24 protein-coding genes are annotated in these 25,189 nt (G+C 66.2%); 19 read left to right on the top strand and 5 right to left on the bottom strand.

Features of this window, described 5'->3' with window-relative positions; all coding sequences use genetic code 11:
* The 5 genes from ACM1PE_RS18385 (at position 1) to ACM1PE_RS18365 (ending at position 7,186) form a co-directional block, all read left to right on the top strand.
* Positions 1-657, top strand: coding sequence for a thermonuclease family protein (locus ACM1PE_RS18385; protein ID WP_165867919.1), 657 nt, complete (start codon positions 1-3; stop codon positions 655-657).
* Between the two features lie 121 nt (positions 658-778).
* On the top strand, positions 779-3,016 hold the full coding sequence (locus ACM1PE_RS18380; protein WP_118933834.1) for an ABC transporter substrate-binding protein: 2,238 nt from the start codon (positions 779-781) through the stop codon (positions 3,014-3,016).
* Positions 3,013-3,990, top strand: coding sequence for an ABC transporter permease (locus tag ACM1PE_RS18375; protein WP_419340639.1), 978 nt, complete (start codon positions 3,013-3,015; stop codon positions 3,988-3,990). The genes ACM1PE_RS18380 and ACM1PE_RS18375 overlap by 4 nt, the downstream gene beginning before the upstream one ends.
* 5 nt (positions 3,991-3,995) lie before the next feature.
* Complete coding sequence (locus tag ACM1PE_RS18370; protein WP_419340638.1) at positions 3,996-5,492, top strand: ABC transporter permease; 1,497 nt, start codon at positions 3,996-3,998, stop codon at positions 5,490-5,492.
* On the top strand, positions 5,489-7,186 hold the full coding sequence (locus ACM1PE_RS18365; RefSeq protein ID WP_419340637.1) for an ABC transporter ATP-binding protein: 1,698 nt from the start codon (positions 5,489-5,491) through the stop codon (positions 7,184-7,186). The genes ACM1PE_RS18370 and ACM1PE_RS18365 overlap by 4 nt, the downstream gene beginning before the upstream one ends.
* Before the next feature lie 39 nt (positions 7,187-7,225).
* Here ACM1PE_RS18365 and ACM1PE_RS18360 read toward each other — a convergent pair whose 3' ends face one another.
* The 3 genes from ACM1PE_RS18360 to ACM1PE_RS18350 all read right to left on the bottom strand — a co-directional run bounded on the left by ACM1PE_RS18360 (position 7,226) and on the right by ACM1PE_RS18350 (position 11,600).
* Complete coding sequence (locus ACM1PE_RS18360) at positions 7,226-7,771, bottom strand: MarR family winged helix-turn-helix transcriptional regulator (RefSeq protein WP_419340636.1); 546 nt, start codon at positions 7,769-7,771, stop codon at positions 7,226-7,228.
* A gap of 28 nt (positions 7,772-7,799) precedes the next feature.
* Positions 7,800-9,590 (bottom strand): collagen-like triple helix repeat-containing protein, encoded by a 1,791-nt coding sequence (locus ACM1PE_RS18355; protein ID WP_419340635.1) that lies wholly within the window; start codon positions 9,588-9,590, stop codon positions 7,800-7,802.
* Positions 9,591-9,938: 348 nt separating this feature from the next.
* Positions 9,939-11,600, bottom strand: a complete 1,662-nt coding sequence (locus ACM1PE_RS18350; RefSeq protein WP_419343848.1) for a ShlB/FhaC/HecB family hemolysin secretion/activation protein — start codon at positions 11,598-11,600, stop codon at positions 9,939-9,941.
* 546 nt (positions 11,601-12,146) lie between these two features.
* On the opposite strand from ACM1PE_RS18350, the gene ACM1PE_RS18345 reads away from it, so the two are divergent.
* From ACM1PE_RS18345 to ACM1PE_RS18295, 11 genes are all read left to right on the top strand, one after another.
* Complete coding sequence (locus ACM1PE_RS18345; RefSeq protein WP_059372243.1) at positions 12,147-12,977, top strand: MHYT domain-containing protein; 831 nt, start codon at positions 12,147-12,149, stop codon at positions 12,975-12,977.
* 128 nt (positions 12,978-13,105) lie between these two features.
* Positions 13,106-13,306 carry a Flp family type IVb pilin gene (locus ACM1PE_RS18340; protein ID WP_054453678.1) on the top strand — a complete coding sequence of 67 codons (201 nt, stop codon included), beginning with the start codon at positions 13,106-13,108 and terminating at the stop codon, positions 13,304-13,306.
* 156 nt (positions 13,307-13,462) lie between these two features.
* The gene (locus tag ACM1PE_RS18335) at positions 13,463-13,735 is read left to right on the top strand and encodes a hypothetical protein (RefSeq protein ID WP_419340634.1); all 273 of its coding nucleotides are present in this window, start codon (positions 13,463-13,465) and stop codon (positions 13,733-13,735) included.
* A gap of 100 nt (positions 13,736-13,835) precedes the next feature.
* The gene (locus ACM1PE_RS18330; protein ID WP_023101691.1) at positions 13,836-15,035 is read left to right on the top strand and encodes a tyrosine-type recombinase/integrase; all 1,200 of its coding nucleotides are present in this window, start codon (positions 13,836-13,838) and stop codon (positions 15,033-15,035) included.
* Entirely contained in the window at positions 15,032-16,096 is a 1,065-nt protein-coding gene (locus ACM1PE_RS18325) for a PDDEXK nuclease domain-containing protein (RefSeq protein ID WP_023101690.1), read from the top strand. The genes ACM1PE_RS18330 and ACM1PE_RS18325 overlap by 4 nt, the downstream gene beginning before the upstream one ends.
* Positions 16,097-16,441: 345 nt before the next feature.
* Complete coding sequence (locus ACM1PE_RS18320) at positions 16,442-16,951, top strand: JAB domain-containing protein (RefSeq protein WP_023101689.1); 510 nt, start codon at positions 16,442-16,444, stop codon at positions 16,949-16,951.
* Positions 16,952-17,230: 279 nt separating this feature from the next.
* Entirely contained in the window at positions 17,231-17,581 is a 351-nt protein-coding gene (locus ACM1PE_RS18315) for a DUF2958 domain-containing protein (protein ID WP_023101688.1), read from the top strand.
* A 65-nt stretch (positions 17,582-17,646) separates the two neighbouring features.
* On the top strand, positions 17,647-17,925 hold the full coding sequence (locus ACM1PE_RS18310; protein ID WP_023123544.1) for a hypothetical protein: 279 nt from the start codon (positions 17,647-17,649) through the stop codon (positions 17,923-17,925).
* A 719-nt stretch (positions 17,926-18,644) separates the two neighbouring features.
* The gene (locus ACM1PE_RS18305) at positions 18,645-19,475 is read left to right on the top strand and encodes a DUF932 domain-containing protein (protein ID WP_023101686.1); all 831 of its coding nucleotides are present in this window, start codon (positions 18,645-18,647) and stop codon (positions 19,473-19,475) included.
* 75 nt (positions 19,476-19,550) lie between these two features.
* A complete protein-coding gene (locus ACM1PE_RS18300) occupies positions 19,551-21,617 on the top strand; it encodes a ParB/RepB/Spo0J family partition protein (protein ID WP_023101685.1) in 2,067 nt (688 codons plus the stop codon).
* A gap of 63 nt (positions 21,618-21,680) precedes the next feature.
* Positions 21,681-21,890, top strand: a complete 210-nt coding sequence (locus tag ACM1PE_RS18295) for a hypothetical protein (RefSeq protein ID WP_023101684.1) — start codon at positions 21,681-21,683, stop codon at positions 21,888-21,890.
* A gap of 90 nt (positions 21,891-21,980) precedes the next feature.
* Here ACM1PE_RS18295 and ACM1PE_RS18290 read toward each other — a convergent pair whose 3' ends face one another.
* Positions 21,981-22,499 (bottom strand): GNAT family N-acetyltransferase, encoded by a 519-nt coding sequence (locus ACM1PE_RS18290; protein WP_023101683.1) that lies wholly within the window; start codon positions 22,497-22,499, stop codon positions 21,981-21,983.
* An 826-nt stretch (positions 22,500-23,325) separates the two neighbouring features.
* Between ACM1PE_RS18290 and ACM1PE_RS18285 the strand changes: the two genes are divergently transcribed.
* The gene (locus ACM1PE_RS18285) at positions 23,326-23,640 is read left to right on the top strand and encodes a DUF736 domain-containing protein (protein WP_023101682.1); all 315 of its coding nucleotides are present in this window, start codon (positions 23,326-23,328) and stop codon (positions 23,638-23,640) included.
* A gap of 358 nt (positions 23,641-23,998) precedes the next feature.
* On the opposite strand, the gene ACM1PE_RS18280 is transcribed toward ACM1PE_RS18285, so the two are convergent.
* The gene (locus tag ACM1PE_RS18280; protein WP_023101681.1) at positions 23,999-24,295 is read right to left on the bottom strand and encodes a helix-turn-helix domain-containing protein; all 297 of its coding nucleotides are present in this window, start codon (positions 24,293-24,295) and stop codon (positions 23,999-24,001) included.
* 242 nt (positions 24,296-24,537) lie between these two features.
* Here ACM1PE_RS18280 and ACM1PE_RS18275 point away from each other — a divergent pair, with 242 nt between their 5' ends.
* A complete protein-coding gene (locus ACM1PE_RS18275) occupies positions 24,538-24,888 on the top strand; it encodes a DUF2958 domain-containing protein (protein ID WP_023101680.1) in 351 nt (116 codons plus the stop codon).
* Positions 24,889-24,973: 85 nt separating this feature from the next.
* Positions 24,974-25,177 (top strand): hypothetical protein, encoded by a 204-nt coding sequence (locus ACM1PE_RS18270; RefSeq protein ID WP_033042063.1) that lies wholly within the window; start codon positions 24,974-24,976, stop codon positions 25,175-25,177.
* The last annotated feature ends 12 nt before the right edge of the window (positions 25,178-25,189 follow it).

The raw sequence follows: 25,189 nt of genomic DNA, 5'->3' as shown, positions 1-25,189 counted from the left end.
CTGGTGCGCGGCAAATCTCCCTTACGCGGCGGCAGCAAGCTGACCGCCCTGATCGTCGCCGTGATCCTCGCGGCGGCGGGCGCCATCGTCAACTGGCTGCAGCCTTCGGAAAGAGATGGGCGCACCGAACGTCCGGCCCCTTCCACACAGGGCCGGCCCGGCGCGACGCTGGCTGGCGGCGTCCCGCAGGGCAGCTACACGCTCACCGGCACGATCGTGAACGTGGCCGACGGCGATACCGTGACCCTGCGCGCGCCCGACGGCCAGCACCGCATCCGCATGGACAGCATCGATGCTCCCGAAGAGGGCCACGGGTCCGATCAACCCGGACAGCCTTATGCCGAGGCTTCGCGCAAGAACCTGGCCGGCCTGGTCGCAGGCAAGACGCTCACCGCGCAATGCTACGAGAAGGATCAGTACGGCCGGGAAGTCTGCGCCCTGATCCTGGATGACGGCCGCTCGGCCAACCGCCTGCAAGTGGAGGCCGGTTACGCCTGGGCCTATACGGCGCGCCAGGGGGACTACCTGCGCGACAAGGCCATGCCGGACCTGCAGCGCCAGGCCAAGGCGGCCGGGCGCGGCCTGTGGGCGCAGCCCGGCGCCATGCAACCCTGGAAGTGGCGCTACGACTGCTGGCGGCAGCGCCAGTGCGGCTGAACCCGCGCGGGCCGGCCCGGAACGCCGCGCCCAAGCGCCGCCAGCCCTGGGGGATGCCTGGGTATGGTCCCCGGCCCGTGTTTGCTATCCTCTGTCGCAACGATTCGAAGGGAAGGTTTCCATGCGTGCATTGAAGCGGCTCTGGGCGGCGGCCATGCTGCTGTCGCTGGCGTTGGCGGGCTGCTCGCAAGAAAGCCCCATCAACAGCCCCTATCCGTCCGGCGCCGAAAGCCAGAACACGCTGTTTTCCGCCTTCGTCAAACGCTCTCCGAAGTACCTGGATCCGGCCAGCTCTTATTCCGGCGACGAGACCCCTTATACGTACAACATCTATGAGACGCTGTACGGCTACCACTACCTGAAGCGGCCCTACGAACTGGTGCCGCGCGCGGCGGCGTCGATCGACCCGCCCGTCTACCTGGACGCGCAGGGCAACACGCTGCCCGCCGACACGCCCGGCGAGCAGATCGCGCAAAGCATCTACGACATCAAGATCCGGCCGGGGGCGCGCTTTGCGCCGCATCCGGCATTCGCCCGCAAGACCGACGGCAGCTACGACTACTTCCCGCTGGCGCCAGGCGAACTGGACGACAAGTTCTACATTCCCGATTTCCCGCGCACCGGCACGCGCGAACTGACGGCCGACGATTACGTCTACGCGTTCCGGCGCCTGGTCAGCCCGCGCGTGGTGTCGCCGATCTCCAGCCTCATGACCGAGCATGTGACGGGCCTGAAGGAGTATGCGGACCGGCTGCGCCAGCGCGACCAGGCGCTGCGGCAAGACATGCCGGGCGGCGCCGGCGCGCCGCCCTGGCTGGATCTGCGCGAGGCCGACGGCTTTACGGGCGTGCAGGCGCTGGATCCGCATACGCTGCGCATCCGCGTCAACGGCAAGTACCCGCAGTTCAAGTACTGGCTGGCCATGACCTTCACCGCGCCCATCCCCTGGGAGGCCGATCGCTTCTACAGCCAGCCCGGCATGGCGGCGCACGACCTGTCGTTCAATACGTGGCCGGTCGGCACCGGCCCCTACATGCTGGTGGAGTCGCTGCAGAACCGCCGCCACGTGCTGGGCCGCAACCCCAACTTCCACGGCGAACCCTATCCCTGCGAAGGCGAGCCCGGCGACGCGGCCGCGGGGTTGCTGGCCGACTGCGGCAAGCCCACGCCCTTCATCGACCGCGCGGAATTCAGCGTCGAAAAGGAAGCCATCCCCCTGACCGGCAAGTTCCTGCAGGGCTATTACGACGTGCCGCAGATCGAGCGCGGCGAGTACGGCGTGGCCATGCTGGTCGCGGCGGGCGACAGCCAGGACAAGGCGCGCCTGTACAACGAACACGGCATCAAGCTGCCCACGACCGTCGAGACCGCCAACTGGTACATGGGCTTCAACTGGCTGGACCCGGTGGTGGGCAAGGGCGACACGCCGGAACAGGAAGAAAGGAACCGCAAGCTGCGCCAGGCCATCAGCATCGCCTTCGACTGGGAAGAGTACGTCGCGGTGTTCGAAAACAGCCAGGCATCGGTGGCCTACGGCCCGGTGCCGCCGGGCGTGCTCGGCTACCGCGAGCCGCCCGAAGGCGTGAACCCGGTGGTCTACAACCTGGTCGACGGCAAGCCCGTGCGCAAGTCCGTGGACGTTGCCCGCCGCCTGCTGGCCGAGGCCGGCTACCCAGACGGCCGCAACGCCCAGACCGGCGCGCCGCTGGTGCTCTATTACGACTCGATGCAGGGCGGCGGCTCCAATCCGCAGTTCGACTGGATGCGGCGCCAGATGGCCAAGATCGGCGTGCAGCTGGACGTGCGCGCCACCGACTACAACCGCTTCCAGGACAAGATGATGCGAGGGTCCGCGCAGATCTTCCTGTGGGGCTGGAACGCCGACTACCCCGACGCCGAGAACTTCCTGTTCCTGCTTTACGGTCCCAATGCCAAGGCCAAGGGCGGCGGCGAGAACGCGGCCAACTACGCCAGTCCCGAATATGACCGCCTCTTCGAACAGATGAAGTTCCTGGACGATGGCCCGGAAAAGGAACAGCTCATCGCCAAGATGACCGCCATCGTGCAGCGCGACGCGCCCTGGATGTTCGGCTACTTCCCGATGTCGGGCGGCGCCTACCAGCAGTGGGTCGGCAATGCCAAGCCGACCCAGATGGTGCGCAATACGCTGCAGTACATGAAGATAGACCCGGTCCTGCGGCAGCAGAAGATCGACGAGTGGAATTATCCGAGGTGGTGGCCGATAGGCCTGTTCGCGCTATTGCTGGCGCTGGCGATATGGCCGTCGTATGTGGCGCTGAAGCGGCGTGAACGCCAGACGGCATTCGCGCCGGCCCTGGGCAAGGAGCATCAATCATGATCGGCTATGTGATCCGCCGGTTGCTGTACGGCGTGCTGATCCTGATCGGCGTGAATCTCTTCACCTTCATCCTGTTCTTCGCCGTGAACACGCCCGACGACATGGCGCGGCTGGCCATCGGCGGGCAGCGCGCCAACCAGGAAGCCGTGGAGAAATGGAAGGTCGAGCGCGGCTACGACAAGCCGCTGTTCTTCAATGCCAAGGCTCGAGGCGCGGCGCAACTGACCGACACGGTGTTCTACCAGCGTTCGGTGCCCTTGCTGGTCATGGACTTCGGCGCGTCCGACGGCGGGCGCGACATCGGCCGCGAGATCAAGACGCGCATGGGGCCCAGCCTGGCGCTGGCGGTGCCCACCTTCTTCCTGGGGCTCTTCGTCAGCATCGTCTTTTCCCTGACGCTGGTGTATTTCCGCGCCACTCGGCTCGACTTCTGGGGCGTGGTGGTCTGCGTGCTGCTGTTGTCCATCTCCAGCCTGTTCTACATCATCGCCGGCCAATGGGTCTTTGCGAAGCTGTTGCGGCTGGTGCCGTTCTCGGGCTTTTCGGGCGGGCTGGACGTGGTCAAGTTCCTGGCGCTGCCGGTGCTGGTCGCGATCGTGTCGCGGCTGGGGCCGGAGGCGCGCTTCTACCGCACCCTGTTCCTGGAGGAGATCGGCAAGGACTATGTGCGCACCGCGCGTTCCAAGGGCCTGGCTGAACGCGTCGTGCTGTTCCGGCACGTGCTGCGCAACGCCATGTTGCCCATCCTGACCAGCACGGTGGCCGCGTTGCCGCTGCTGTTCATGGGCAGCCTGATCGCGGAGTCCTTCTTCGGCATTCCCGGCCTGGGCAGCTACACCATCGACGCCATCAACGCGCAGGACTTCTCCATCGTGCGCGCCATGGTGTTCCTGGGCGCCGCCCTCTACATCGTGGGGCTGATCCTGGCCGACATTTCCTACACGCTGGCCGACCCCCGCGTCCGATTCGAGTAGCCGCCATGCCCAAGTTCGTCTTCCTCTGGACCGATATCGCGCTGTGGCTCATGGCGCTGGGCGCGCTGGCCTATGTATGGCATGTGCGCCGCAGCCCGAACCTGCGCGCGACCTGGGCGCGCGTGGCGCGCGACACGCCGGCCATGTGCTCGGCGGTGATTCTGGCCGCGTTCGTGGTGGTGGGCCTGCTGGATTCGGTGCATTACCGGCCGCTGCTGCCGCCGGCCCCCAGCGCCGCGGCCGACGCGCCGCCGGCCTATGCGCCCGCGGTGCGCTCGGCGCTGGACGGACTGCTCACGGGTTCCGTGCTGACCACGCCGGAAAAGACCTATTCCGAGCCTTTGGCGATACGGCAGTTCACCAAGGAAACCATGCTCGTCAACGACAAGCCGGTGCGCGACTTTCCCCGGCTGCGGGGAGCGGGCGTGCATCTGGAAGACGCCGACCGCGACCACCTGGGCGATGTCGCCAAGCGGCTCGGGCTGGGCTTGGCCGCAGGGCTGGCGGTGTCCGCCGCCGTGATCGGGCTGATGTACGCAGGCCTGGCCCGGCGGCGCGCCGCTAGGGCCGCCGACGAGGCGGCTTCGGACGTGCCCTGGCGCGCCATGGCCGTCACCTTCACGCTGCTGTGCCTGACGGCGGGCGCCCTGGCCGGCCTGTCCAGCGGCTATCACGCGCTGGGCACCGACCGCATCGGCAACGATGTGCTGTGGCAGGCCCTGAAGAGCATCCGCACCGCGCTGGTCATCGGCAGCCTCACCACCATCGCCATGCTGCCGCCGGCCATCGTCTTCGGCATCGCCGCCGGCTATTTCAAAGGCAAGGTCGACGACGGCATCCAGTACCTCTACACCACCATCACCTCGATTCCGGGCGTGCTGCTGGTGGCCGCCTGCGCGTTGATGATGCAGGTGTACATCGACAACCATGCCGACCTGTTCGACACCTCGGCCGCGCGCGCCGACCTGCGGCTGTTCCTGCTCTGCATGATCCTGGGCTTTACCGGCTGGGCCGGGCTGTGCCGCCTGCTGCGCGCCGAAACCCTCAAGCTGCGCGAGCTGGAATACGTGCAGGCGGCGCGGGCCTTCGGCGTTTCCCACTGGCGCATCATGACCCGTCATCTGCTGCCCAACGTGGCGCACCTGGTCCTGATCACCGTGGTGCTGGAATTCTCCGGCCTGGTCTTGTACGAGGCGGTGCTGTCCTATCTGGGCATAGGCGTGGATCCCAGCATGAACTCCTTCGGCTCCATGATCGATGGCGCCCGTCTGGAAATGTCCCGTGACCCGATGATCTGGTGGAACCTCTTGACCGCATTCCTGTTCATGCTGGCGCTGGTGCTGGCCGCCAACCTGTTCGCCGACGCGGTGCGCGACGCCTTTGATCCGCGCACGCGCCGCTACAAGCCCGGCCGCATGGCGCGCCTCGGCCTGTTCGGCCGCGCGCCGCGCACGGCCCTGGCGACCGATACGCGCCAGTCCCGCCGGGGAGATGCGCCATGAGCCAGGCTCCCTTGCTCGAAGTGCATGGCCTGGACGTCGATATCGCCGGCGAAAGCGGCATGACGCATGCGGTCAAGCGGCTGCAGCTGGCGATCTCCAGGCGGCAGACTTTCGCGCTGGTCGGCGAATCGGGTTGCGGCAAGAGCATGACGGCGCTGGCGCTGCTGCGCCTGCTGCCCGACGCCGGCCGCATCGTGGGCGGACAGATCGACCTGGACGGAGAAGACCTCAACCGCCTGCCGGAAAGCGCCATGCGCGGCGTGCGCGGCGGGCGCATCGGCATCATCTTCCAGGAACCGTCCACCAGCCTGAACCCGGTCATGCGGGTGGGCGACCAGATCATCGAAACGCTGATCGCCCATACGCCCCTGCGCGGCGCTGCCGCCCGCGCCCGCGCCGTGGACTGGCTGCGGCGGGTGGGCATTCCCGAGCCCGAGCGGCGCATCGACGACTATCCCTTCCAGTTCTCGGGCGGCCAGAAGCAGCGCGTCATGATCGCCATCGCGCTGGCGGCCGAGCCCTTGCTGCTCATCGCGGACGAGCCCACCACGGCGCTGGATGTCACCGTGCAGGCGCAGGTGCTGGATCTGCTGGCCGACATCCAGCGGGAAATGGGCATGGCGGTGCTGCTGATCACCCACGACCTGGCGGTGGTGAAGAACGTCGCCCACCACGTGGCGCTGATGCGCGGCGGCGAGATCGTCGAAAGCGCCGACGCCGGGGAGTTCTTCCGCGAGCCGAAGCACCCCTATGCGCGGCAGCTGTTCGAAGCGATCCCCACGTTCGAAAAGCGCGGCACGCCGCTTACGGAAAGCGGCCGCGAGGCCATGGCGCGAGACGCGGCCCGGGTGGCCGCCGACGCCCAGGCGCGCGATGCCGGCGTGGTACTGGACGTGCAGGACCTGAAGGTCCATTACCCCGTGCGCAAGGGGCCGCTGCGCCGCGTCGCGTCCTGGGTCAAGGCCGTGGACGGCGTGACCTTCACGCTGAAGGCCGGCGAAACGCTGGCCCTGCTGGGCGAGTCCGGCTGCGGCAAGACCACCACGGGCAAGGCGCTGCTGCGATTGATTGACGGCGCGCGCGTATCGGGCCGGGCCATGCTGCAGGGGCAGGACGTGCTGTCGGCGGACCGGCGCACGCTGCAGCGCCTGAGGCAGGACATCCAGATCGTCTTCCAGGATCCGTATGCCTCGCTCGATCCGCGCATGCGGGTAGGCGACATCCTGGATGAGGGGCTGGCGTCCCTGCGTGCCGGCATGGACAAGGAATCGCGCCGCGCGCATGCCGCAAGGCTGATCGAACGCGTGGGCCTGCCGTCCAATACCCTGGCGCGCTATCCGCACGAATTCTCGGGCGGCCAGCGCCAGCGGATCGCCATTGCGCGGGCGCTGGCGGTCGAACCCAAAGTGCTGATCTGCGATGAGCCCACGTCGGCGCTGGATGTCTCCGTGCAAGCCCAGATCCTGGACCTGCTGCGTGAATTGCAGCTTGAGCTGGGCATCGCCTATCTGTTCATCACGCACAACTTCGGCGTGGTCGAGTATCTGGCGGACCGCATCGCCGTCATGGACGGCGGGCGCATCATCGAATTGGGACAAGCCGATGCGGTGCTGCACGAGCCGCGCCAGGACATGACGCGCAGGCTGCTGGCCGCGGTGCCGCGCCTGCACTTCGGGCCGCCCGAAGCGGCCTGATGCGGCTCATGCGGCGGGGGCGGGGCCCCCGCCGCATGGTTACACGGGTTGGTGTGCGTTGCCTCTTTCCAGCCACGCCAGCGTGTCGCGCTTCAGGCTGCGGCCGCAACGCGTCAGGAATGCGTGCACCGCTTCCAGTTCCGCGGTGTCATAACCGCGTGCCGTGGTCGCGATGGCTTCGGCGATCCACTGCCGTTCCTGCGCCAGCGCCTGGCACGACTCCTCGACCGGCCGGATCACGATCATCCGGCGGTCCAGCGGGTGGCGGCCGCGCTGGACATAACCGGCCGCTTCCAGCCGGTTGATCAAGGCCGTCGCGCCGCCGGAGCTGATGCCCATCAACTGGGCCAGATGGCCGGTTGGAAGGGCATCGAACTCCATGACCAGCTCCAGCGCCTTCAGGTCCGCCAGGGGAATGCCCAGCTTTTCCGCCAGGGCCGACTGGCATGCCGCGTTGCAGGCGGCGAACTGCCGCCCCAGCAGCAGGACGATTTCGTCCAGCATGCCGGACCGCCGGTTGCTTCCTGCTGATTCAGCCATGCCGGTCACATGCTCGTGGTGAAAGTAGGTCTGTTGTTGCAGCATGATGTGGGTTCCTGGCGGTTGCGATGGATCACTTCTTGCCGGCCAGGCCGCCGAGCAGTCCGCCCAGCAGGCCGCCGTTGGCGGTCCCGCCGGAAGATCCGCCCGCCGCCGTGCCGCCCGTCAGGCTGCCTGTCACCCCGCCCAGCAGGCCACCGAGCAGTCCGCCGTTGGCGGCGCCGCCGCTCGTGCCGCCCGATCCTCCCGTAGCGGCGGGCGCGCCGGCAGGGGCGCCTGCGCCCGCCCCGGCGCCAGCGCCGGCCGCAACATTCACGCCACCCACCAGCCCGCCCAGCAGGCCGCCGCCGTTCGTGCCGGCCGAGGCGCCGGCTCCGGCCGCGGCGCCGCCAGCTCCCGTCAATCCACCGACCAGTCCGCCCAGCAAGCCGCCGCCAGCAGCGCCTCCCGCCGTGCCGCCGACGGCGCCCGTCACGCCGCCCAGCAGGCCCGTCACCGGAGCCAGCAGACCGCCGTTGGCGCCGCCTGTCGCGCCGCCTACGGCGCCGGTCACGCCGCCCAGCAGGCCCGTCACGGGCGCCAGCAGGCCGCCCGTGCCGTTTGCGCCGCCGGTCAAGCCGCCTGTCACCCCGCCCAGGCCCAGACCGCCGGTGAGCGAGGCGACCGCGCCCGTGGCGTTGGCCAGCGTCGAACCCAGCGGATTGGCGTTGCCCGGCGTGGCATGCAGCAGGCCGCCCGCGCTGGCGACCGCGCCGCCCAGTCCTTGCAGCACGCCGTTCAAGCCCGGCGTGCCGCCCGGCAACGCGCCGCCCAGATTGGTGACCGTGCCGCCCAGGCTGGTCAACAGGCCGGCCACCGGCGCACCGAGTCTGGTCGCATCGCCCACTTGCTGCGTCAGTCCCGTGACCTTGCCGGCCAAGGGACTGGCGGTGGGATCGAGCGCGCCGCCCACGCCCGCCAGCACGGGCTGCAGGCCCAGTGGCAACACGTTGTCGACCGTCTTGCCGACATTGCCGAGCGCAGGCTCGAGCAGCGGAGTGGTGGGGCCGCCAAGCACGCCGCCGGTCACGCCGCCCACCACCTGGGTGATGGGCTGCAGCAGGCCGCCCTGGCCCGACAGCGCCCCGGTCAAGGCGCCCACCGCGCCGGTGGCATTGCCCAGCACGGTCGTCAGCGGATTCGGATTGTTGGGGTTCGCGTTCAGCAGGCCGCCGGTGCTGGCGACGGTCTTGCCCAGGCCGTCCACCAGGCCACCCACACCGGCGCCCAAACCGCCGGGCAGTCCCGATCCCTTGACGTTGGTGCCCAGGTCGCTGACCAGGCCTCCCACCTGCCGGACGACGCCGTCAGCCGGCTGCCCCAGACCGGTAGTCGCGCCAATCTGCTGGGTCAGGCTGACGACGGTGTCGGCTACCGGTTTGATCGTGGGATCCAGCGCCTTGCCCACGCCACTCAAGGTTGTGTCCAGATTGAGGGGCAGGGTGTTGTCGAGCGCTGCGCCGGTATTGCCCAGCGTGGTTTCGAGCAGGCCGCTCACGCGCGGCGGGTTGGTGCCGCCGCCAGGATCGGTGCCGCCGCCGGGGTTGGTGCCACCGCCAGGATTGGTGCCACCACCAGGATTGGTGCCACCGCCAGGGTTGGTGCCGCCACCGGGGTCGGTGCCGCCGCCAGGATTGAGGCCGCCGCCGGGATCAAGGCCGCCACCGCCAGGGTTGGTCGGAATGTCCGTTCCGGGCAGACCCGCGGTTTTCTTTCCGCCGCCGCCGCCGCCACCGCAGGCGGCCAGGGCACTCACCAGTGCGGTGGCCAGGACGGTGGCGGTCAGGGCGCGTTGCAGGCGGCGCGTGTCGGAATGGGTATGCATGGCGAGCTCCTTTGGTTGGAAGAGTCAGGCGTCGAAACAACCCGATACGCTTCCTCATGCATAAACCATGCCAAGATTTTTCAGCCCCGCTTCAAAACGCCAGTTCCGGTAATTCTTGATGAATTAAATCGCTTTGTTATCAATAAGGTATCCAGGAAATTAAGGGTTTTCCTTAAATCTGGAAAATCCGCATTTTTACGATCGCCAGGAGCCTGCGAATGTTACGGAAAGCCGTCCATCCGACGTAACGTTACGTCGGACGTTACGTAACGCCGGCGGCGTCGCCCAAGAAAAAACGCCCGTCGTAGCGGGCGTTCATCTGCTTGCCGGGCGCGTCGTCCAGGGCGCCTAGAACGCGTCGTAGAACAGCGAATAGTTGGCGTTGAAGCGCACGTTGCGGTTGTCGTTCACGGTGGCCGATCCCACTGGCTTGGCCACGTTGAAATCGAACAGATAGTATTTGTCGTCGGTAAAGCGCAAGCCCAGGGCCACGGAAGACAGGTGCCGCTGGTTCAGGGTCTGCAGGTCCTTGTTGTTGTACCAAGTGCGCGCGTAGTCGACCAAGGCATAGGGCTGCACGCTGGACAGGTATTCCCAGCCCACGCCGAAGCGGCGATTGATTTCCGCCGATACGCCGACGCCCTTGTCGCCGCTTTGCTCGCCCTGCGGATAGCCCATGGCGTAGCGCCAGCTGCCGTACGAGATCTGTTCGGAAGAGGGCAGGATGTTGCTGGAGTATTGCGCCGCGCCCGAGAAAACCAGGCCGATCTGGGCGGGCAGCACGAAGGTTTGCCTGGCGTTCAGGTTGTAGCGGGTGAAATCCAGGTCCAGCAGCGGGGTGGCGGAATAACCGTAGTTGGTCGATATATCCTTTTTCGCGCCGGCGGCGTCAAAACCCTTGGCCACGCTCAGCGTGACGTCGGTGGCCTTGGTCTCGGACACCTGGATGTAGCGCATTTCGGCGGTCGCCGCGCGCACCTGCGCATCCTGCTGCAGCCAGCGGTCGGTACTGCGGGCCTCGTACCGGTCCTTCGAATTGGCCGCGTATACGCCCAGGGTTCCAGTCAGCGATCGGGTGTTGTTCAACAGGAACGGATAGCTCACGCCGACGCCGATGCGGTCGTTCTTCACACGGCGTTCGAAGCCCAGCATTTCGATTGCGTCGTCCTGGGGCCGGGCATCGTAGTGATAACCGTCGATCTTGATCGCCAGGCCGTCCGCACCAATCGGCACCCGGATTTCGCCCGATACGTACTTCACGTCATCGGTATTGAAGGGCACCGAGGCGGTCAGCTTCACTTGCTCGCCCAGGGGCGTCAGGCTGTTGGTCGCCAGGTTCACGATGGGCTGCATGCCGGTGCCCAGATCCGCGATGCCGCCCGTCAGACTGACGGGCTGGCGGCTGGCCGCCAGCACCAGTTCGGTCGCGCCGTCCGCGCGGCGGGGCAAATCCAGGCTGGGCGTGAATTTGACGCCGGGCACGGTGCGCATCAGGTTCAACTGACGTTCCAGCGTGGCCTGCTTGAGCGGCCGTTCTTCCTGCATCGGCGCGGCCAGCGCTTCAAGCCGGTCCTGCGCATTGCCGATGTCGCCTTCGATCCGCACGTTGGCGATGTAGCCCTCGACCACCGTCACCACCACCAGGCCGTTGGCGAAGGTCTGGTTCTGCAGCAGCGCGAAGGAAAGCGGGAAGCCCTTGTCGCGGTAGAGCTGCGTGATCTTGTCGACTTCCTGGACCAGTTCGCCCAGGCTGATTTCCTTGCCCGCGAGCGGGCTGAGCAGTCCGGATACTTCCTCGAATGGAATGGCGCGCACGCCGCTGACGTCGAAATTGCGCGGCACGATGCGTTGAGCCAGCCGGGCCTGCAAGGCCAGTTGTTCCGGCGTTGCCGTCTGGACGTAGGGCGGGGGTTGCGTCGCCGAGGGCGGACGCTCCAGCCGCGGCATGGCGTCCACCGGATTGCCGCGTAGCGGGCCTTCCGCCCTGGCCTGAGAGCCGGCCGCCATCATGCACAAGAGGGCGAGGCAAAGCGGACTCGCCGGAAACATGCGTCTCTTGCCTTTTTCGTCTCTCATTTCCGCTGGCGTTTCTGAACGGATAGCCGATCCCGGTTGAGTATCGGATGGAAAAGGCCTGCAACAGTGTTAGGAAAAGGTTGCATTTGCCGGTGCGCATATGGTGCCAGCATTACCGGCAGAATGACAAATAATTTCAAATTCCGCCTCCCCGGACTCATCGCATTGATATTATTTCGAAATATTCTTGGGTTGCGGAAACTATTTTCAGGCCAAGATAACCGCCGTTCAGCAGGTTTTAATAATGTTTTCGAAAACTTAGGAGTGTTCGTTACACATCTTATGTCGCAATATAGCGAAATTCAGTGAAAACCCTGATGTGTATGATTTGGCAATATATAAACTAAAGATACGTATCAAAAATACGCAAAATGTGTGGGCCCGCCCGGAGGTGAAGATGGCTGGGGATTACCGCAAGAATTGCTGCAACTGCCTGGCGGCCGCGTATTGCCGCCATGGCTCGCCACAAGCGGGGCATCCATGAGCCCGGGCGATGTCGTTCCGCTTTCCTTCAACGGCGGTCTGGTCGCGCTTTCGTTCTTGATTGCCGCGTTGGGTTCGTATGTGGCCCTGCTGGCTGCGGCCGGTATCCGGGCAGAAACCCAGGACGGCGAAATCCGCATCGGCTATATCGTCATCGGCGCGGTCGCGATGGGCGGCGTGGGTATCTGGAGCATGCATTTCATCGGCATGCTGGCGCAGAACCTGCCATTCGAAGTGGGTTACCAGGTCGGCCTGACGATACTCAGTTTCGTGGTTGCCGCAGGGTTTTCCGGCTGGGCGTTCTGGTATGTCGGCCGTGAACGCTTTACCTTTCTGCGATGCCTGGTCGGCGGCTGCGCCGCGGGGTTTGGCGTGGCCTCCATGCATTATGTCGGCATGAGCGCGGCGCGCATGCCGGCGGTATTGCTCTGGAACCTGCCGCTGGTTGTCTTGTCGGTGCTGATCGCCGTCATCGCGGCTACCGCGGCCCTGTGGCTTGCCTTCAATACCCAGAATGAACGCCAGCGCATCGGCGCGGCGGTGTTGATGGCCATCGCGGTTTGCGGCATGCATTACACCGGCGCCGCAGCCGGCGCGGTCATCTGCACAACACAGAACGACGCCGTCGGCCTGCATATCGGCGGCGCCAAGCTGCCTTACATCGCTTTCGCGCTCTCGATCGTCACCTTGTTCCTCATGCGCTGGCACTTGCAGCGCGCTTCCGAACGCTTTCGCGCGCGCACGGCGCAGCGCATCGACTCGATCATTGAATCGGCCCCTGGCGCGGCTACGGACAGATTGCCCGGAGCCACGCCGGGGCCGGGTTAGCTGGACCCTGGACGCGCGCCGCGGGAATCACAGCGGCGCGCGGGCGGTTCCAGGCTTTAGGGGGCTCTGCTTCTTGAAGAACATTGAAGAGCGGCCCCAGTCATTAATCGAGACCCATGGAGCTCGACATGAAAGCGACACTTGCGCAGTTCTGGAATGACGAAGACGGCATCACCGCCCTGGAGTACGGGCTGATCGCGGGAATGGTGGCGGTAGCCCTCATTGTCGCGGTGGGGGCGTTTACCGGGTCCTTGAAGGGCATGTTCGAGGAACTTGGCACCAAGCTGGACAACGCCAAGACCGGTACCACTACCCCGCCTCCGACCTGAGCCGCAACCCGTCCGCGCCGTGGCGGCGGCGTGTTCCCGGCCGCCGCGGCGCGTACCCGCAACATGGCATCACTTGATTGAAGGAGTCCGCGCCTATCGGGCGCGCCCATCGTCGTATCCGTTTTTTCAGAAGGTCCAGCCTTGTATCCAGGGGTAGTGCTGTGGTGGCTGTTGTTCGCATGCTGGATTCTGGCGCTGATCCACGCCGATCTGCGCTATCGCCGCGTCCCCAACCGGCTGATCGTCGCGGGACTTGCGGGCCAATTGCTATGGCTGCTGGCAGCCTTGCTGGCGCCCGGCTGGGCCTATCCGCCGCGATGGTCGGGATGGTTGATGGCGCTGGCCGGTTTTTTGTTTGACGATGACTCCAGCCCGGTACTTCGCTGGACTACGCCGAAGCTCGATACAGCAGGTTTATCAATAACTTAGGCGCGTCCATCATATGCCGGTGCTTTCTGAAACTTGACCCGGTTTCCCCTCGCGCCGCTCCTATGTGGCTCTTGGAACCGGGTCGTTCCAAGGAGTCATCATGGCAAAGATCAAGCTCACCAAGACCGCCGTAGAGGCGGCGCAACCCCAGGCCAAGGACGTCGAACTGCGGGATACCGTAGTGCCCGGCTTCCTGTGCAAGATTACCCCAGCGGGCCGCAAGGTGTTCATGCTCCAGTACCGCACGAACGCCGGTCAGCCCCGCAAGCCCTCGCTGGGGCTGTACGGGGAACTGACCGTGGAGCAGGCGCGCGTCATGGCGCAGGACTGGCTGGCCGAGGTTCGCCGGGGTGGCGACCCCGGCGGCGCCAAGGCCGAGGCGCGCAAGGCGCCCACGATGGAGGCGCTGTGCAAAAAGTTCATGGAGGACTACTCCAAGAAGCGCAACAAGCCCACCACGCAGCGCGGCTACCAGGCCGTCATTGACCGCTGCATCGTTCCGGTGCTGGGGCGCAAGAAAGTGCAGGACGTGAAGCGGCCCGACATTGCCGCGTTGATGGAAAAGTTCGCCTACAAGCCGGCCGAGGCGAACAACGCCTTTGGCGTGCTGCGCAAGATGTTCAACCTGGCCGAAGTGTGGGGCTACCGCCCGGACGGCACGAACCCGTGCCGCCACGTTCCGATGTTCCCGCCCGGCGAGGAAACCCGGCTCATCGTTGACGACGAGCTGGCGCTGATCTTTCGCCAACTGGAGAAGCTGGAGGCCGAAGGGCTGGAGAACTACGTCATCCCGCTGGCGATCCGCCTGCAATTCGAGTTCGCTGGCCGCCGTTCTGAAATCTGCACGCTCGAATGGAGCTGGATCGACCTGGAAAATCGCCGCGTCGTGTGGCCCGACAGCAAGACCGGCGGCCTTTCCAAGCCCATGAGCGCGGAAGCCCATCGGCTGCTTTCGACGGCCCCGCGCCGGGAGGGTTGCCCGTATGTCCTGCCGTCTCCCAACGACCCGGCCCGGCACCTGACCTTCGGCGAGCACTATGGCGGCTGGTGCCGGGTACTCAAGGCCGCTGGCGTCCCGCATGTCGGCACGCACGGCATCCGCCACCGCTCCACGACCGACATTGCCAATTCGGGCGTACCGACCAAGGTAGGCATGAAGCTGACGGGCCACAAGACCGTGGCGATGTTCATGCACTACGTCCACACCGAGGACAAGCCGGTGCGCGATGCGGCCGAGCTGGTGGCCAGCCGACGCCAGGCCATCACTGGCGCACGGCAGGCCGAAGGAGTGGCGGCATGAACCAGCGCAAGGCATCCGTAGCGTCACCCGCAGCGCCTTCGGCGCTGCTGGGCGACATTCGGGCACTGATCGAGGCGGCGCGGCAACGCGCCGCCTCGGCGGTGAATAGCGAGTTGACGATGCTCTATTGGCGCATCGGCCAGCGCATCCACACGCAGGTCTTGGAGGGCCGGCGAGCCGACTACGGCGAGGAAGTGGTGTTGACCCTGGCGGCGCAGTTGGTCAAGGAGTACGGCGGCAGTTTCGCGGTCAAGAACCTGCGCCGCATGGTGCAGTTCGCCGCCGCCTACCCGGACGAGCGAATTGTCGTATCACTGATACGACAATTGAGCTGGACGCATTTCATCGCCCTGATCCCGCTGAAAGACCCGCTCCAGCGGGACTACTACGCGCAGATGGCGAGCGCCGAACGCTGGAGCGTGCGAACGCTGCGCGAGCGCATCGACTCGATGCTGTACGAGCGCACGGCGCTGTCGCAGAAGCCAGGGGAGATGATCGCGCAGGAGCTGGCGACGATGCGCGATGCGCAGCGCATGTCGCCCGCGCTGGTCATGCGCGACCCGTACATTCTCGACTTCCTGGGGCTGCGTGACACTTGGCAGGAAAGCGACCTCGAAGCTGCGATCATTCGTGAAATGGAGTCATTCCTGCTGGAGCTGGGCGCAGGTTTCAGCTTCGTGGCCCGGCAGAAGCGCATCCCGATTGACGACGAGGATTTCCACCTCGACCTGCTTTTCTACAACCGCAAGCTGCGGCGGCTGGTGGCGGTGGAGTTGAAGGTCGGCGAGTTCAAGGCGGCCTACAAGGGCCAGATGGAGCTTTACCTTCGCTGGCTCGACAAGCACGAACGGGAGCCGGAGGAAGCCTCGCCGCTGGGCATCATCCTTTGCACCGGCAAGAAGCGCGAGCAGATCGAGTTGCTGGAGCTGGACAAGTCGGGCATCCACGTCGCCGAGTACCTGACCGCCTTGCCGCCAAGGGGTGTGCTGGTGGAGCGGTTGCAACAGGCAACGCAGCGGGCACAGTTGCAGATCGAGCAGCGCAAGACCGATAGCGGGTAGTCCTGTTCCCAGCAGTCGGGCGTCCCGGCGTTCCGCCGTCGCGCTGTCGTGCTGCGCATCGAGCCTCGCTGCGCGAGTCTCGCCCCATGCGGGCTTCCATCACTGACGCCTCCGGCCCTGGCGGGCCTGCGCGCTCCGCTTGCCCCAACAGCCGAGGGTGTGCAGTGGGCGGGGTGTAGGCGGTCTTGCTGTTCCCTTCACCGTATCACGGCGTTCTCGCCGTCAAGGGCGGCGCGCGCCATGCGCGCTTGCGTCCTGGCGGCCGTCTGCGACCCCTGACTGCTTGCGCTGCGCCGTGCTGGCGACGGTTCCGGGCAATTCCGCCCGAGCAACCGGAGCACGATCATGTCGCAACTGTCCTTTTCCTCGTTCGATTCCTCGCTGATGGTGCGTGACACGCAGGGCCGCTACCTGCTGGCGACTGCCGAGCAGATTCTGGACGCCGCGCGCCAGGCCATCGAGCGCAAGATGCAGCGCGGTACGTCGTTCACATCGCCGGCGGCAGTCAAGGAATACCTGTGCGCCAAGCTGGCCGGCTTCGAGCATGAAGTCTTCGCGGTGCTGTTCCTCGATACACACCATCGGTTGATCGAATACGCCGAGATGTTCCGCGGCACCATCGACGGCGCATCGGTGTATCCGCGCGAGCTGGTCAAGGAAGCGCTGCGGCACAACGCGGCGGCGGTCATCATTTCGCACAACCACCCGAGCGGCAATCCCGAGCCGTCGCAGGCCGACAAGGTACTGACGCAGCGGCTCAATGAGGCGCTGAGGCTGGTGGACGTGCGCGTGCTGGATCACGTCATCGTCGCGGGCAACAGCACGGCATCCTTCGCCGAACGCGGCCTGATTTGACCTTGGGGGCTTCGGCCCCTTTTTGCTGCGCCTGGTGGCGCAACTCCGGCCCTCGCGGGCCTGCGCGTGCTGCGCACTTGCCGAAAGCCGGGGTGCGTGGAGGTGTGAGGGAGGCGGTCTTGCTGTTCCCTTCATCGTGCCACGGCGTTCTCGCCGTCAAGGGCTGCGCGCCGATGGCGCTTGCGTCCTGGCGGCCGTCGTTGACCCCTGACTGCTTGCGCTGCGCCGTGCCCCGGAAGGGTCGGGCAATTCCGCCCGGCAACCTTTCAGGAGTTCACCATGAACAACCTACTCATCACTACCGAGCAGCGCATCGTGCTGCTGGCCAACGGCCGCGCATCGCTGGAGAACCCGGACTTCGATCCGGCTCCAGTGGTCAAGCTGTTCACGCCGGACGGCGGCGCGACTTGGCTGCTGACCGAGATTGATCCAGACGACCACGACCACGCCTTTGGTCTTTGCGACCTGGGCCTGGGGGAGCCGGAAATCGGCTGGGTCAGCTTGGACGAGCTGGCGAGCGTGCGCGGCGGGCTGGGCCTGCCGATCGAGCGCGACCTGTCTTTCCGGGCAGAGAAGCGTCTAAGCGGCTATGCGCGTGATGCGCGGCTGGCCGGGCGAATCGTCGTCTGACTTCGCCCTTGGAGCGCCGCAAGGCGCTCCTTGCGCTTTTTCGACCATCACAGGAGATCAATGCCATGAGCAGCCATCACGACTACATCATCGAAATCACCGCGCAGCATGATGCGCTCAAGCCGTTCGCGCCGGAGAACGGCCAGCCGCTGCGCTTCAAGATCGGTGACGCGGTGATCTACACCAACGAATACGGCGTGCAGTTCCGTAGCTGCATCAACGGGTTCTACCGCCCGACCGAGCCTTCGGGGCTGTATGCGCGCGGTATGCGCTACTACCTCGATTCGTCAGCGCCGTGGATGCCGGTTGCGCAATCCAGCCTGCGCCCTGACGACTCGGCCTGATGCCTTCGCGCCCCTTCCGGGGCGCTGCGCGCTGCGCTTGCCTCCAGGGGAAAGCCCTGCGGGCTATCCCCGCCGCGCGAGGCTTGGCACCCCTAAAGACCGCCGAACCGGCTGCGCCGGATCGGCCAGAAATCCGCAGCCACAGCAGAACCCGCTTCCCGATGTGTGGGGCGTAGTGCGCTTGGTGCTCATCGAACCTTGAAGGCTGGGCGTCCCCGGCCACCTGGGAGATGGCCGGTCGCGCTGTCGTGCGCGTAGCGCATCAAACCCCCTTCGGGGTTTCGCCCCTGTCGGGCTTCCATCGTTCCCTCGCTCCGCTCGGCTGACGCCTCCGGCCCGGCTTCCAGCTTCGGGCCTGCGCGCTTCGCTTGCCGTGCGGTCAGCGCAAGGGGAAGGCCGTTGCCATGTCCAGCCGTCTCCCCTGACTTCATCACCTTGTCCGCGACTGTAGCCCGCGCCCGTGTGCCGTCAAGGCGCGCAGGGCCGTGTCCTCGGCTGCGCCTGCGGGCCGCACCAACCCTGCGCTTGCCTCCTTGACGGCACACGTTCGCGCGCTCCTGACCGTCGCGGGCGATGAACTCAGGAAAGACGGTGGCAACAGGGCCAACCGGGTTCCTCTCGCCGACCGCACCAAACAGCCGAAAGGCTGGGCTCCGAATCTAGGAATCCGGTGTGCGGTGTGAACAGCAAACCCTTTTTTCTTTGTCAGGAGAAATGAAATGCAACTCGCATCCCGATTCGCTTCCCGTTCCCCCTCGCTGCGCAGCGACTACCCGCTGTCCGATGACCAGATTCACCGCGTAGCGCCGTCCATCTTCGCGGACGCGCCGCATGAAAGCCGTTCGCAGCGGTACGCCTACATCCCCACCGCTGCCGTGCTGACCGAGCTTCGCAAAGAGGGGTTTCAACCCTTCATGGTGACGCAAACCCGCGTGCGCGACGAAGGCAAGCGCGAGCACACCAAGCACATGATTCGCCTGCGCCACGCCAGCCAGATCAACGGCGCGGAGGCCAATGAAATCGTGCTGCTGAACTCGCACGATGGCACGAGCAGCTATCAGATGCTGGCCGGGATGTTCCGGTTCGTGTGCAGCAATGGCCTTGTGTGCGGCGACACCGTGGCCGATGTGCGCGTGCCCCACAAGGGCGACGTTTCCGGGCACGTCATCGAAGGCGCTTACGAAGTTTTGCGCGGCTTCGACCGGGTGAAGGATTCCCGCGATGCCATGCGCGCAATCACGCTGGACGAAGGCGAGGCCGAAGTGTTCGCCCGCGCCGCGCTGGCCCTCAAGTACGACCCCACCGACAACAAGCCCGCGCCCATCACCGAATCGCAAATCCTGATGCCGCGCCGGTTCGACGACCGCCGCCCGGACTTGTGGAGCGTGTTCAACCGCACGCAAGAAAACCTGACCAAAGGCGGATTGCATGGCCGCAGCGCCAACGGACGCCGCCAGCAAACCCGCCCGGTGCAGGGCATTGATTCCGATGTGCGCCTGAACCGCGCCCTCTGGATGCTGGCCGATGGCCTGCGCCAGTTGAAAGCCTGACCCCTTCCGATGTTTCACCCGCCGGAGGGGCGGTTTCCCCTCCATTCCCTTGTTTCACTTGATTGGAGAACCACCATGAACGCCATCACCTACACCGAAGCCCGCGCCGTCAACACCGCCGCCGCTGTCCCGCTGGAAGCCGCCGACCCGACCAAGAACCTGATTCTGGTTCCGCTGTCGCGGCTGGTGCTGCGCCCCACGGGCCGCAACGTGCGCAAGACCCCGCGCATGTCCATCCCCGAATTGGCCGCGAGCATCCAGCGCGTGGGCCTGCTGCAAAACCTGATCGTGATTGCATCCGCCGATGGCGAGCACTACGAAGTCGTGGCCGGTGGCCGCAGGCTGGCCGCGTTGAAGCTGCTGGCGAAGAAGCACCGCATCAGCAAGGAATGGGAGGTGCCTTGCCTGCTGGTGGCCGATGGCACCGCCCGCACGGCCAGCCTCACCGAGAACGTGCAGCGCGAAGCGATGCACCCGGCAGACCAGTTCGAGGCATTCGCCGCGCTGGTGGCCGAAGGCCGACCCATCGAGGACATTGCAGCGGATTTCAGCGTGTCCCCGCTGGTGGTGCAGCGCCGCTTGAAGCTGGCGAACGTATCGCCCCGCCTGCTGGCCGACTACCGCGCCGAAGCCGTGAGCCTTGACCAGTTGATGGCCCTGGCCATCACCGACGACCACACCGCGCAGGAAGTCGCCTTCTACGATGCGCCAACATGGCAACGCCAGCCGTCCGCGCTGCGCGACCGCCTCACCGAAAGGGAAATCGACGCCTACCGGCATCCGCTGGTGCGCTTCGTCGGGCTGGACACCTACGAGGCCGCAGGCGGTGGCGTGCGCCGTGACCTGTTCGCCGAAGGTGACGCGGGCGTGTACCTGACCGATGCTGCGTTGCTGGACAGGCTGGCGCAAGACCGGCTGGCGGGCATCGCCGCCGAAGTGAAGGCCGAAGGCTGGGCATGGGTGGATGCCACGCCGGGCGTGACCCATGCCGACCTGCACGCCTTCCAGCGTGCGCCGAGGGAGCGGCGCGAACCGACCAAGCGCGAAGCGCAGCGCATCGAAAAGCTGCAAGCCAAGATGCAGGAACTGGCCGCAGCCGTGGATGACGCGCTGGACGTCGACGACGAGGAAAAGGCCGATGCCTTGCAGGAAGAAGGCGAAGCCGTGGGCGAGCAGTTGCAGGCGCTGGAAGATGGCTTGCAGGACTACAGCCCGACCGTGAAGGCCGCAGCCGGTGCCATCGTCACCATCGACCGCAACGGGCAGGCCGTCATCCATTGCGGCCTGCTGCGCGAGGCCGAGGCCAAGGCGCTGCGCACGCTGGAACGCCTGCGCCAAGGTTTCAGCGGCGAGGATGCCGTGAACGACGACGAAGGCGAAGACGGAGACAGCGAAGGGCAGCCCAAGACCGCCGCCATGTCCGACCGGCTGGCGCAACGGTTGAGCGCCCATCGCACCGCCGCGCTGCAAATCGAAGTGGCACGGCATCCGCAAGTGGCGCTGGCCGCGCTGGTGCATGGCATGGTGCAGACCGTTTTGCAGGAAAGCCACTACGGCCACGATCTGCCGCTGGGCGTGAGCCTGAAAGTGCAAGACCGGCTGGAAGGCATGGCCCCGGACTGGCCGGAATCGCCCGCCGCCGTGGCGCTGCGCGAACTGCAACAGGTGGCGGGCGAAGCCTTGCCCGAGGACAGCGCCGAACTGTTCGCCGCGCTGCTGGCGAAGTCGCAAGACGAACTGGTGCGGCTGCTGGCGGTATGCGTGGCCGTCACGGTGGACGTGGTGACACCCCGCACCACGCGGCAGCAGCCGGGCGAAGAACTGGCGCAGGCCGTGGGGCTGGACATGGCCGCGTGGTGGAAGCCATCCAATGAAGGTTATTTCCGGCATGTGCCGAAGGCCGCGATTCTGGAAGCCGTTGAGCAGTTCGCACCGTCGCACGTCACCCGGCTGGCGAAGTTGAAGAAGGCCGACATTGCCAGCGAAGCCGAGCGGCTGGCGGATGGAACCGGATGGATGCCCGCCATCTTCGCCACCGAAGGCACGCAGGAAGCCACGCAGGCAGAACCGCAGGCGCAGGATGACGCCCCGGAGGATGCCGAGGCACTGGCGGATGAACCCGCCGTGGCGCTGGCCGCTTGACCTGCGCCGATGGCAAGCGCCCCGGCCTTGAACCGGGGCGCTTCGCTTGAAGGAGAACGCCCCATGACCCACACCACCACCAGCCGCCTACGCATGGCGGCGATCTACGCCCCCGGCGCGGTACGCGCCCGCCGCTGGCACGGCGACGGCGACGTGCGCGGCTACCGCCCGCCCTCGGGCTGGTTAGCCCGTGCCGACCTGACCGACATTCACCCCATCACGGGCCGCGCCTTGCCGCGTGCCGTATGGTGGCTCATCGAGACGAAGAAATAACCCGAACAGCACCGCGCCCAGGCCGTTCCGTCCTGGGCCCGGTGTTCAAGGCCAACAGCCGAATCAGAACGCCGCCGCCTTCGCGCTCGCTCAGGCGGCGGCGTTGAAGGCATCGCTGTAGTGCGCGACGCCTTCCGGCACTGGCCCGTGCAGAGCCAGCGCCATGAAGTAGCCGGGCGGTACGCCCGGCAGTTGCAGACCCGCATGGGCCTCAAAACCAAAGCGCGCGTAATACGCGGGATCTCCCAGCAGCACGCAGCCTGCGGCCTGCATGGCTCGCAGTTCGGACAGCGCCTGTTCCATCAGGCGCGAACCGATGCCGTTTCCCTGCCTTGGCGGCAGGACGGAGATTGGCCCCAGGCCGTACCAGCCTTGGGCCTCTCGCCCGTGGTCATCGGTGATCGTCACCGGCGACAGCGCGACGTGGCCGACGACCTGGCCATGTTCTTCGGCCACGATGGAAAGCGTCAGTTCGCCGGCGGCTCGCAAGGCCCGCACGATGAATTGCTCGGTGTGGCTGGTATGTGGTGCATCGGCGAAGGCGGCCACCGTGACTGCCTCGATGGCGGCAACGTCGTCCGGGGTTTCGTGTCGGAGCTGGAGGGTCATGGACTGGTCTTGGTTTTCTTCCTGAGAGCATAGAACGGCCTGGGCGTGTCGGCGCGATGCGCCGCCGGGCTTTGCGGGCTTCGCCCCGTGCCGACTTCGCTGTCACGGCCATTCGGCTTCAATCCCTCACGTCTTCGCGCCTGCGGCGCTGCGCGCTGCGCTTGCCTCCAGGGGAAAGCCCTGCGGGCTATCCCCGCCGCGCGATGCTTGGCACCCCTTGATACCGCCGAACCGGCCTACGCCGGATCGGCCCGGCCAGCGCCCCACCGCGATGGGCGCGGCACTGGCGAACACGCTGGCGCTTGCTGCGGCAGGTTGTGCAAATGCAGGCCGTCCTCAACGCTGGCGGTTCGTACCCATCACGTCACGAAGGACGGTTCACGCCAGTTCACGGTATGCCTTTCCGGCATCGCTATGGAGCTTCCACGCCACGCCTCAAGACCGGCACCGCAAGGTGCGGCAGGGGCGTTCTCGCGTGTCGTCGGGGGGTTGACCTGGCCCGCGTCAGCGGGCGAGCCGGTGCAGCCTTCATGCGGGGATGCCGAGCCGGCCCCATCACCTTTCGGAGCGGTTCGGCCCAAGGCGTCCTTGTCTCGTTGTGAATCCTGGCGGTGGCGCGGCTGCGCCTCGGGCTTCATGGCTGCAACCGTCCTTCGAAAACAATTTCCCCGCCGCTGCGCGGCTTCCTCGCGCAGCAAATTCTTTTCGCCTCCCGGCTCTCCACTGCGTTTCGACCGCAAGCGGTGCAGCCAGCCCGTCCCCCGCCGGCCGGATCACAACAAGGACGCGATGGGCGCGAACCTTGTTCAACCGAAAGGAAAACATCATGGCCAACATCGGCACCTTCACCGCAGAAAAAGACGGCTTCACCGGCACGCTTCGCACCCTGACGCTCAACGTCAAGGCCAAGCTGGTTCCCAACGACAAGGGGGACAACGAGAAAGCCCCTGACTTCCGCTTGCAGGCGGCCAGCCACGACATCGGCGCGGCGTGGAAGAAGACCAGCGAGGCCGGGCGGGAGTACATCTCCGTGACCCTCGACGATCCATCGTTCCCAGCCACGGTCTATGCCCGCCTGATCGAAAGCGAGGACGGCACGCACGACCTGATCTGGTCGCGCAGCAAGCCCCAGGCGGCGTGACCGCCGCCCGCAGCGCCCCGCCACACGGCGGGGCGCTGCGCTGTTTCTTCGCCCCAAACCTGGCAGCGGCAAGCAGCAATCCATAGCAGGTTGCGTTTCCATACGCGGAAGCTGCGTTGGTGCCGTCGGTCAGGGCATGGCGTGTCGGCGCGATGCGCCGCCGGGCTTTCGGGCTGCGCCCCGTGCCGTCGTTGTCGTCACGGCCATTCGGCTTCAATCCCTCACGCCTTCGCGCCTGCGGCGCTGCGCGCTTTGCTTGCCTCCAGGGGAAAGCCCTGCGGGCTATCCCCGCCGCGCTGCGCTTGGCACCCCTTGAGCGCCGCCGAACCGGCCTGCGCCGGATCGGCCGGGCCGGCGCCTACGGCTGGGCCGCTGCTGCTGCGAGCTGGCTTTCAGCCTCGCTCATCAGCACCGCCGTGCTGCATTCGAGCGCGCTGGCGATCTTGAAGATAAGCGCCAGCGTGGGCATGTGTTCGCCGCGCTCGACCTTGCCCATGTGCGAACGCTCGATGCCGGCCAGGTGTGCCAGCGATTCCTGCGCGATCCCTCGTTCCGTCCGTAGCGCGCGCACCGCCGCGCCGAAGGCTTGCGCCAGTTCGGCATCGAAGGTGGTGGCACCGGCCGGGCGGCCAGGTTGGACGGAGCGCTTCTGCATGGACAGAAGCGTCAAATCGCAGGACAATTAAAACCACGTTATCTTTAACTCATTGCCAAAAAATCGCTGTTCCGTGCTTTTACGGAAATCCGCATTTACGGATTTCCACAGAACCGGGGAATCGCATCCGTGTCTTTCCGGCTTCCTGCAATTGCGCTTCCGCGCTTCCGTTCTTCTACGGATGCGATGGCTTGTGCATCCGTGCTTCCACACGCATGCACGGTTCCGTGGGGGTTCTGCCCATGACCTTGCCGCTTGTCACCGCTGATGAACGCGCCCGGCTGCTGGCCCACGGCGCGGCGCTCGCCGCTGGTCAGCGCCTCGACCCGCTGCCGGTGGTGCGCCTGTTCACCCCTGACGCGCATGTGACCTGGCTGCTGGTGTCGCTCGACCCCGCCGATGGCGATACGGCCTATGGCCTGATCGACCTCGGCATCGGCATGCCCTCGCTGGGGACGGTCAGGCTGTCCGACCTGGCCGGCATCGTCGGGCCGCGCAAGCTGCCGTTGCAGCGGGATCGGTATTTCCAGGCGGTGCGCCCGCTGTCGGAGTACGTCCGGCTGGCGCAGGAGAACGACGCGATCACGGACTGATGAACGCCAGCGCGGCCCGGCCAGCCGGGGCGCACTGTGACTATTTCAGTCTTGGTCAAGACCGGGTAGGTCTGAATCGGCATTGATGCACCGAAGCGATGCCAGTCTGATGCAAACAGTCCTGATCTTTGGCGCGGGCTGCGGCACGGTATCCGGTGCCGCGCACCATTTCCGGGTGGCGCAGCCGTCGCATTCAGACGATTTCCCCAACACGCCGGAGCCAAACGGTCTTGACACCGACAGTTACAGCTTAACCGTTTTTGATGATGACCTGATGGCATTTCGATAGCTCCCGCATCGC

Source organism: Achromobacter sp. PD1 (assembly GCF_048541815.1).
GTDB lineage: Bacteria > Pseudomonadota > Gammaproteobacteria > Burkholderiales > Burkholderiaceae_B > Achromobacter > Achromobacter bronchisepticus_A.
This window is presented reverse-complemented; position numbering and strand designations above follow the sequence as displayed.

Coding starts and splice junctions, on each gene's coding strand:
- ACM1PE_RS18380 (WP_118933834.1), top strand. CDS start 779: ATGCGTGCATTGAAGCGGCTCTGGGCGGCGGCCATGCTGCTGTCGCTG.
- ACM1PE_RS18375 (WP_419340639.1), top strand. CDS start 3,013: ATGATCGGCTATGTGATCCGCCGGTTGCTGTACGGCGTGCTGATCCTG.
- ACM1PE_RS18370 (WP_419340638.1), top strand. CDS start 3,996: ATGCCCAAGTTCGTCTTCCTCTGGACCGATATCGCGCTGTGGCTCATG.
- ACM1PE_RS18365 (WP_419340637.1), top strand. CDS start 5,489: ATGAGCCAGGCTCCCTTGCTCGAAGTGCATGGCCTGGACGTCGATATC.
- ACM1PE_RS18360 (WP_419340636.1), bottom strand. CDS start 7,771: ATGCTGCAACAACAGACCTACTTTCACCACGAGCATGTGACCGGCATG.
- ACM1PE_RS18355 (WP_419340635.1), bottom strand. CDS start 9,590: ATGCATACCCATTCCGACACGCGCCGCCTGCAACGCGCCCTGACCGCC.
- ACM1PE_RS18350 (WP_419343848.1), bottom strand. CDS start 11,600: ATGATGGCGGCCGGCTCTCAGGCCAGGGCGGAAGGCCCGCTACGCGGC.
- ACM1PE_RS18345 (WP_059372243.1), top strand. CDS start 12,147: ATGAGCCCGGGCGATGTCGTTCCGCTTTCCTTCAACGGCGGTCTGGTC.
- ACM1PE_RS18340 (WP_054453678.1), top strand. CDS start 13,106: ATGAAAGCGACACTTGCGCAGTTCTGGAATGACGAAGACGGCATCACC.
- ACM1PE_RS18330 (WP_023101691.1), top strand. CDS start 13,836: ATGGCAAAGATCAAGCTCACCAAGACCGCCGTAGAGGCGGCGCAACCC.
- ACM1PE_RS18325 (WP_023101690.1), top strand. CDS start 15,032: ATGAACCAGCGCAAGGCATCCGTAGCGTCACCCGCAGCGCCTTCGGCG.
- ACM1PE_RS18320 (WP_023101689.1), top strand. CDS start 16,442: ATGTCGCAACTGTCCTTTTCCTCGTTCGATTCCTCGCTGATGGTGCGT.
- ACM1PE_RS18315 (WP_023101688.1), top strand. CDS start 17,231: ATGAACAACCTACTCATCACTACCGAGCAGCGCATCGTGCTGCTGGCC.
- ACM1PE_RS18310 (WP_023123544.1), top strand. CDS start 17,647: ATGAGCAGCCATCACGACTACATCATCGAAATCACCGCGCAGCATGAT.
- ACM1PE_RS18305 (WP_023101686.1), top strand. CDS start 18,645: ATGCAACTCGCATCCCGATTCGCTTCCCGTTCCCCCTCGCTGCGCAGC.
- ACM1PE_RS18300 (WP_023101685.1), top strand. CDS start 19,551: ATGAACGCCATCACCTACACCGAAGCCCGCGCCGTCAACACCGCCGCC.
- ACM1PE_RS18295 (WP_023101684.1), top strand. CDS start 21,681: ATGACCCACACCACCACCAGCCGCCTACGCATGGCGGCGATCTACGCC.
- ACM1PE_RS18290 (WP_023101683.1), bottom strand. CDS start 22,499: ATGACCCTCCAGCTCCGACACGAAACCCCGGACGACGTTGCCGCCATC.
- ACM1PE_RS18285 (WP_023101682.1), top strand. CDS start 23,326: ATGGCCAACATCGGCACCTTCACCGCAGAAAAAGACGGCTTCACCGGC.
- ACM1PE_RS18280 (WP_023101681.1), bottom strand. CDS start 24,295: ATGCAGAAGCGCTCCGTCCAACCTGGCCGCCCGGCCGGTGCCACCACC.
- ACM1PE_RS18275 (WP_023101680.1), top strand. CDS start 24,538: ATGACCTTGCCGCTTGTCACCGCTGATGAACGCGCCCGGCTGCTGGCC.
- ACM1PE_RS18270 (WP_033042063.1), top strand. CDS start 24,974: ATGCACCGAAGCGATGCCAGTCTGATGCAAACAGTCCTGATCTTTGGC.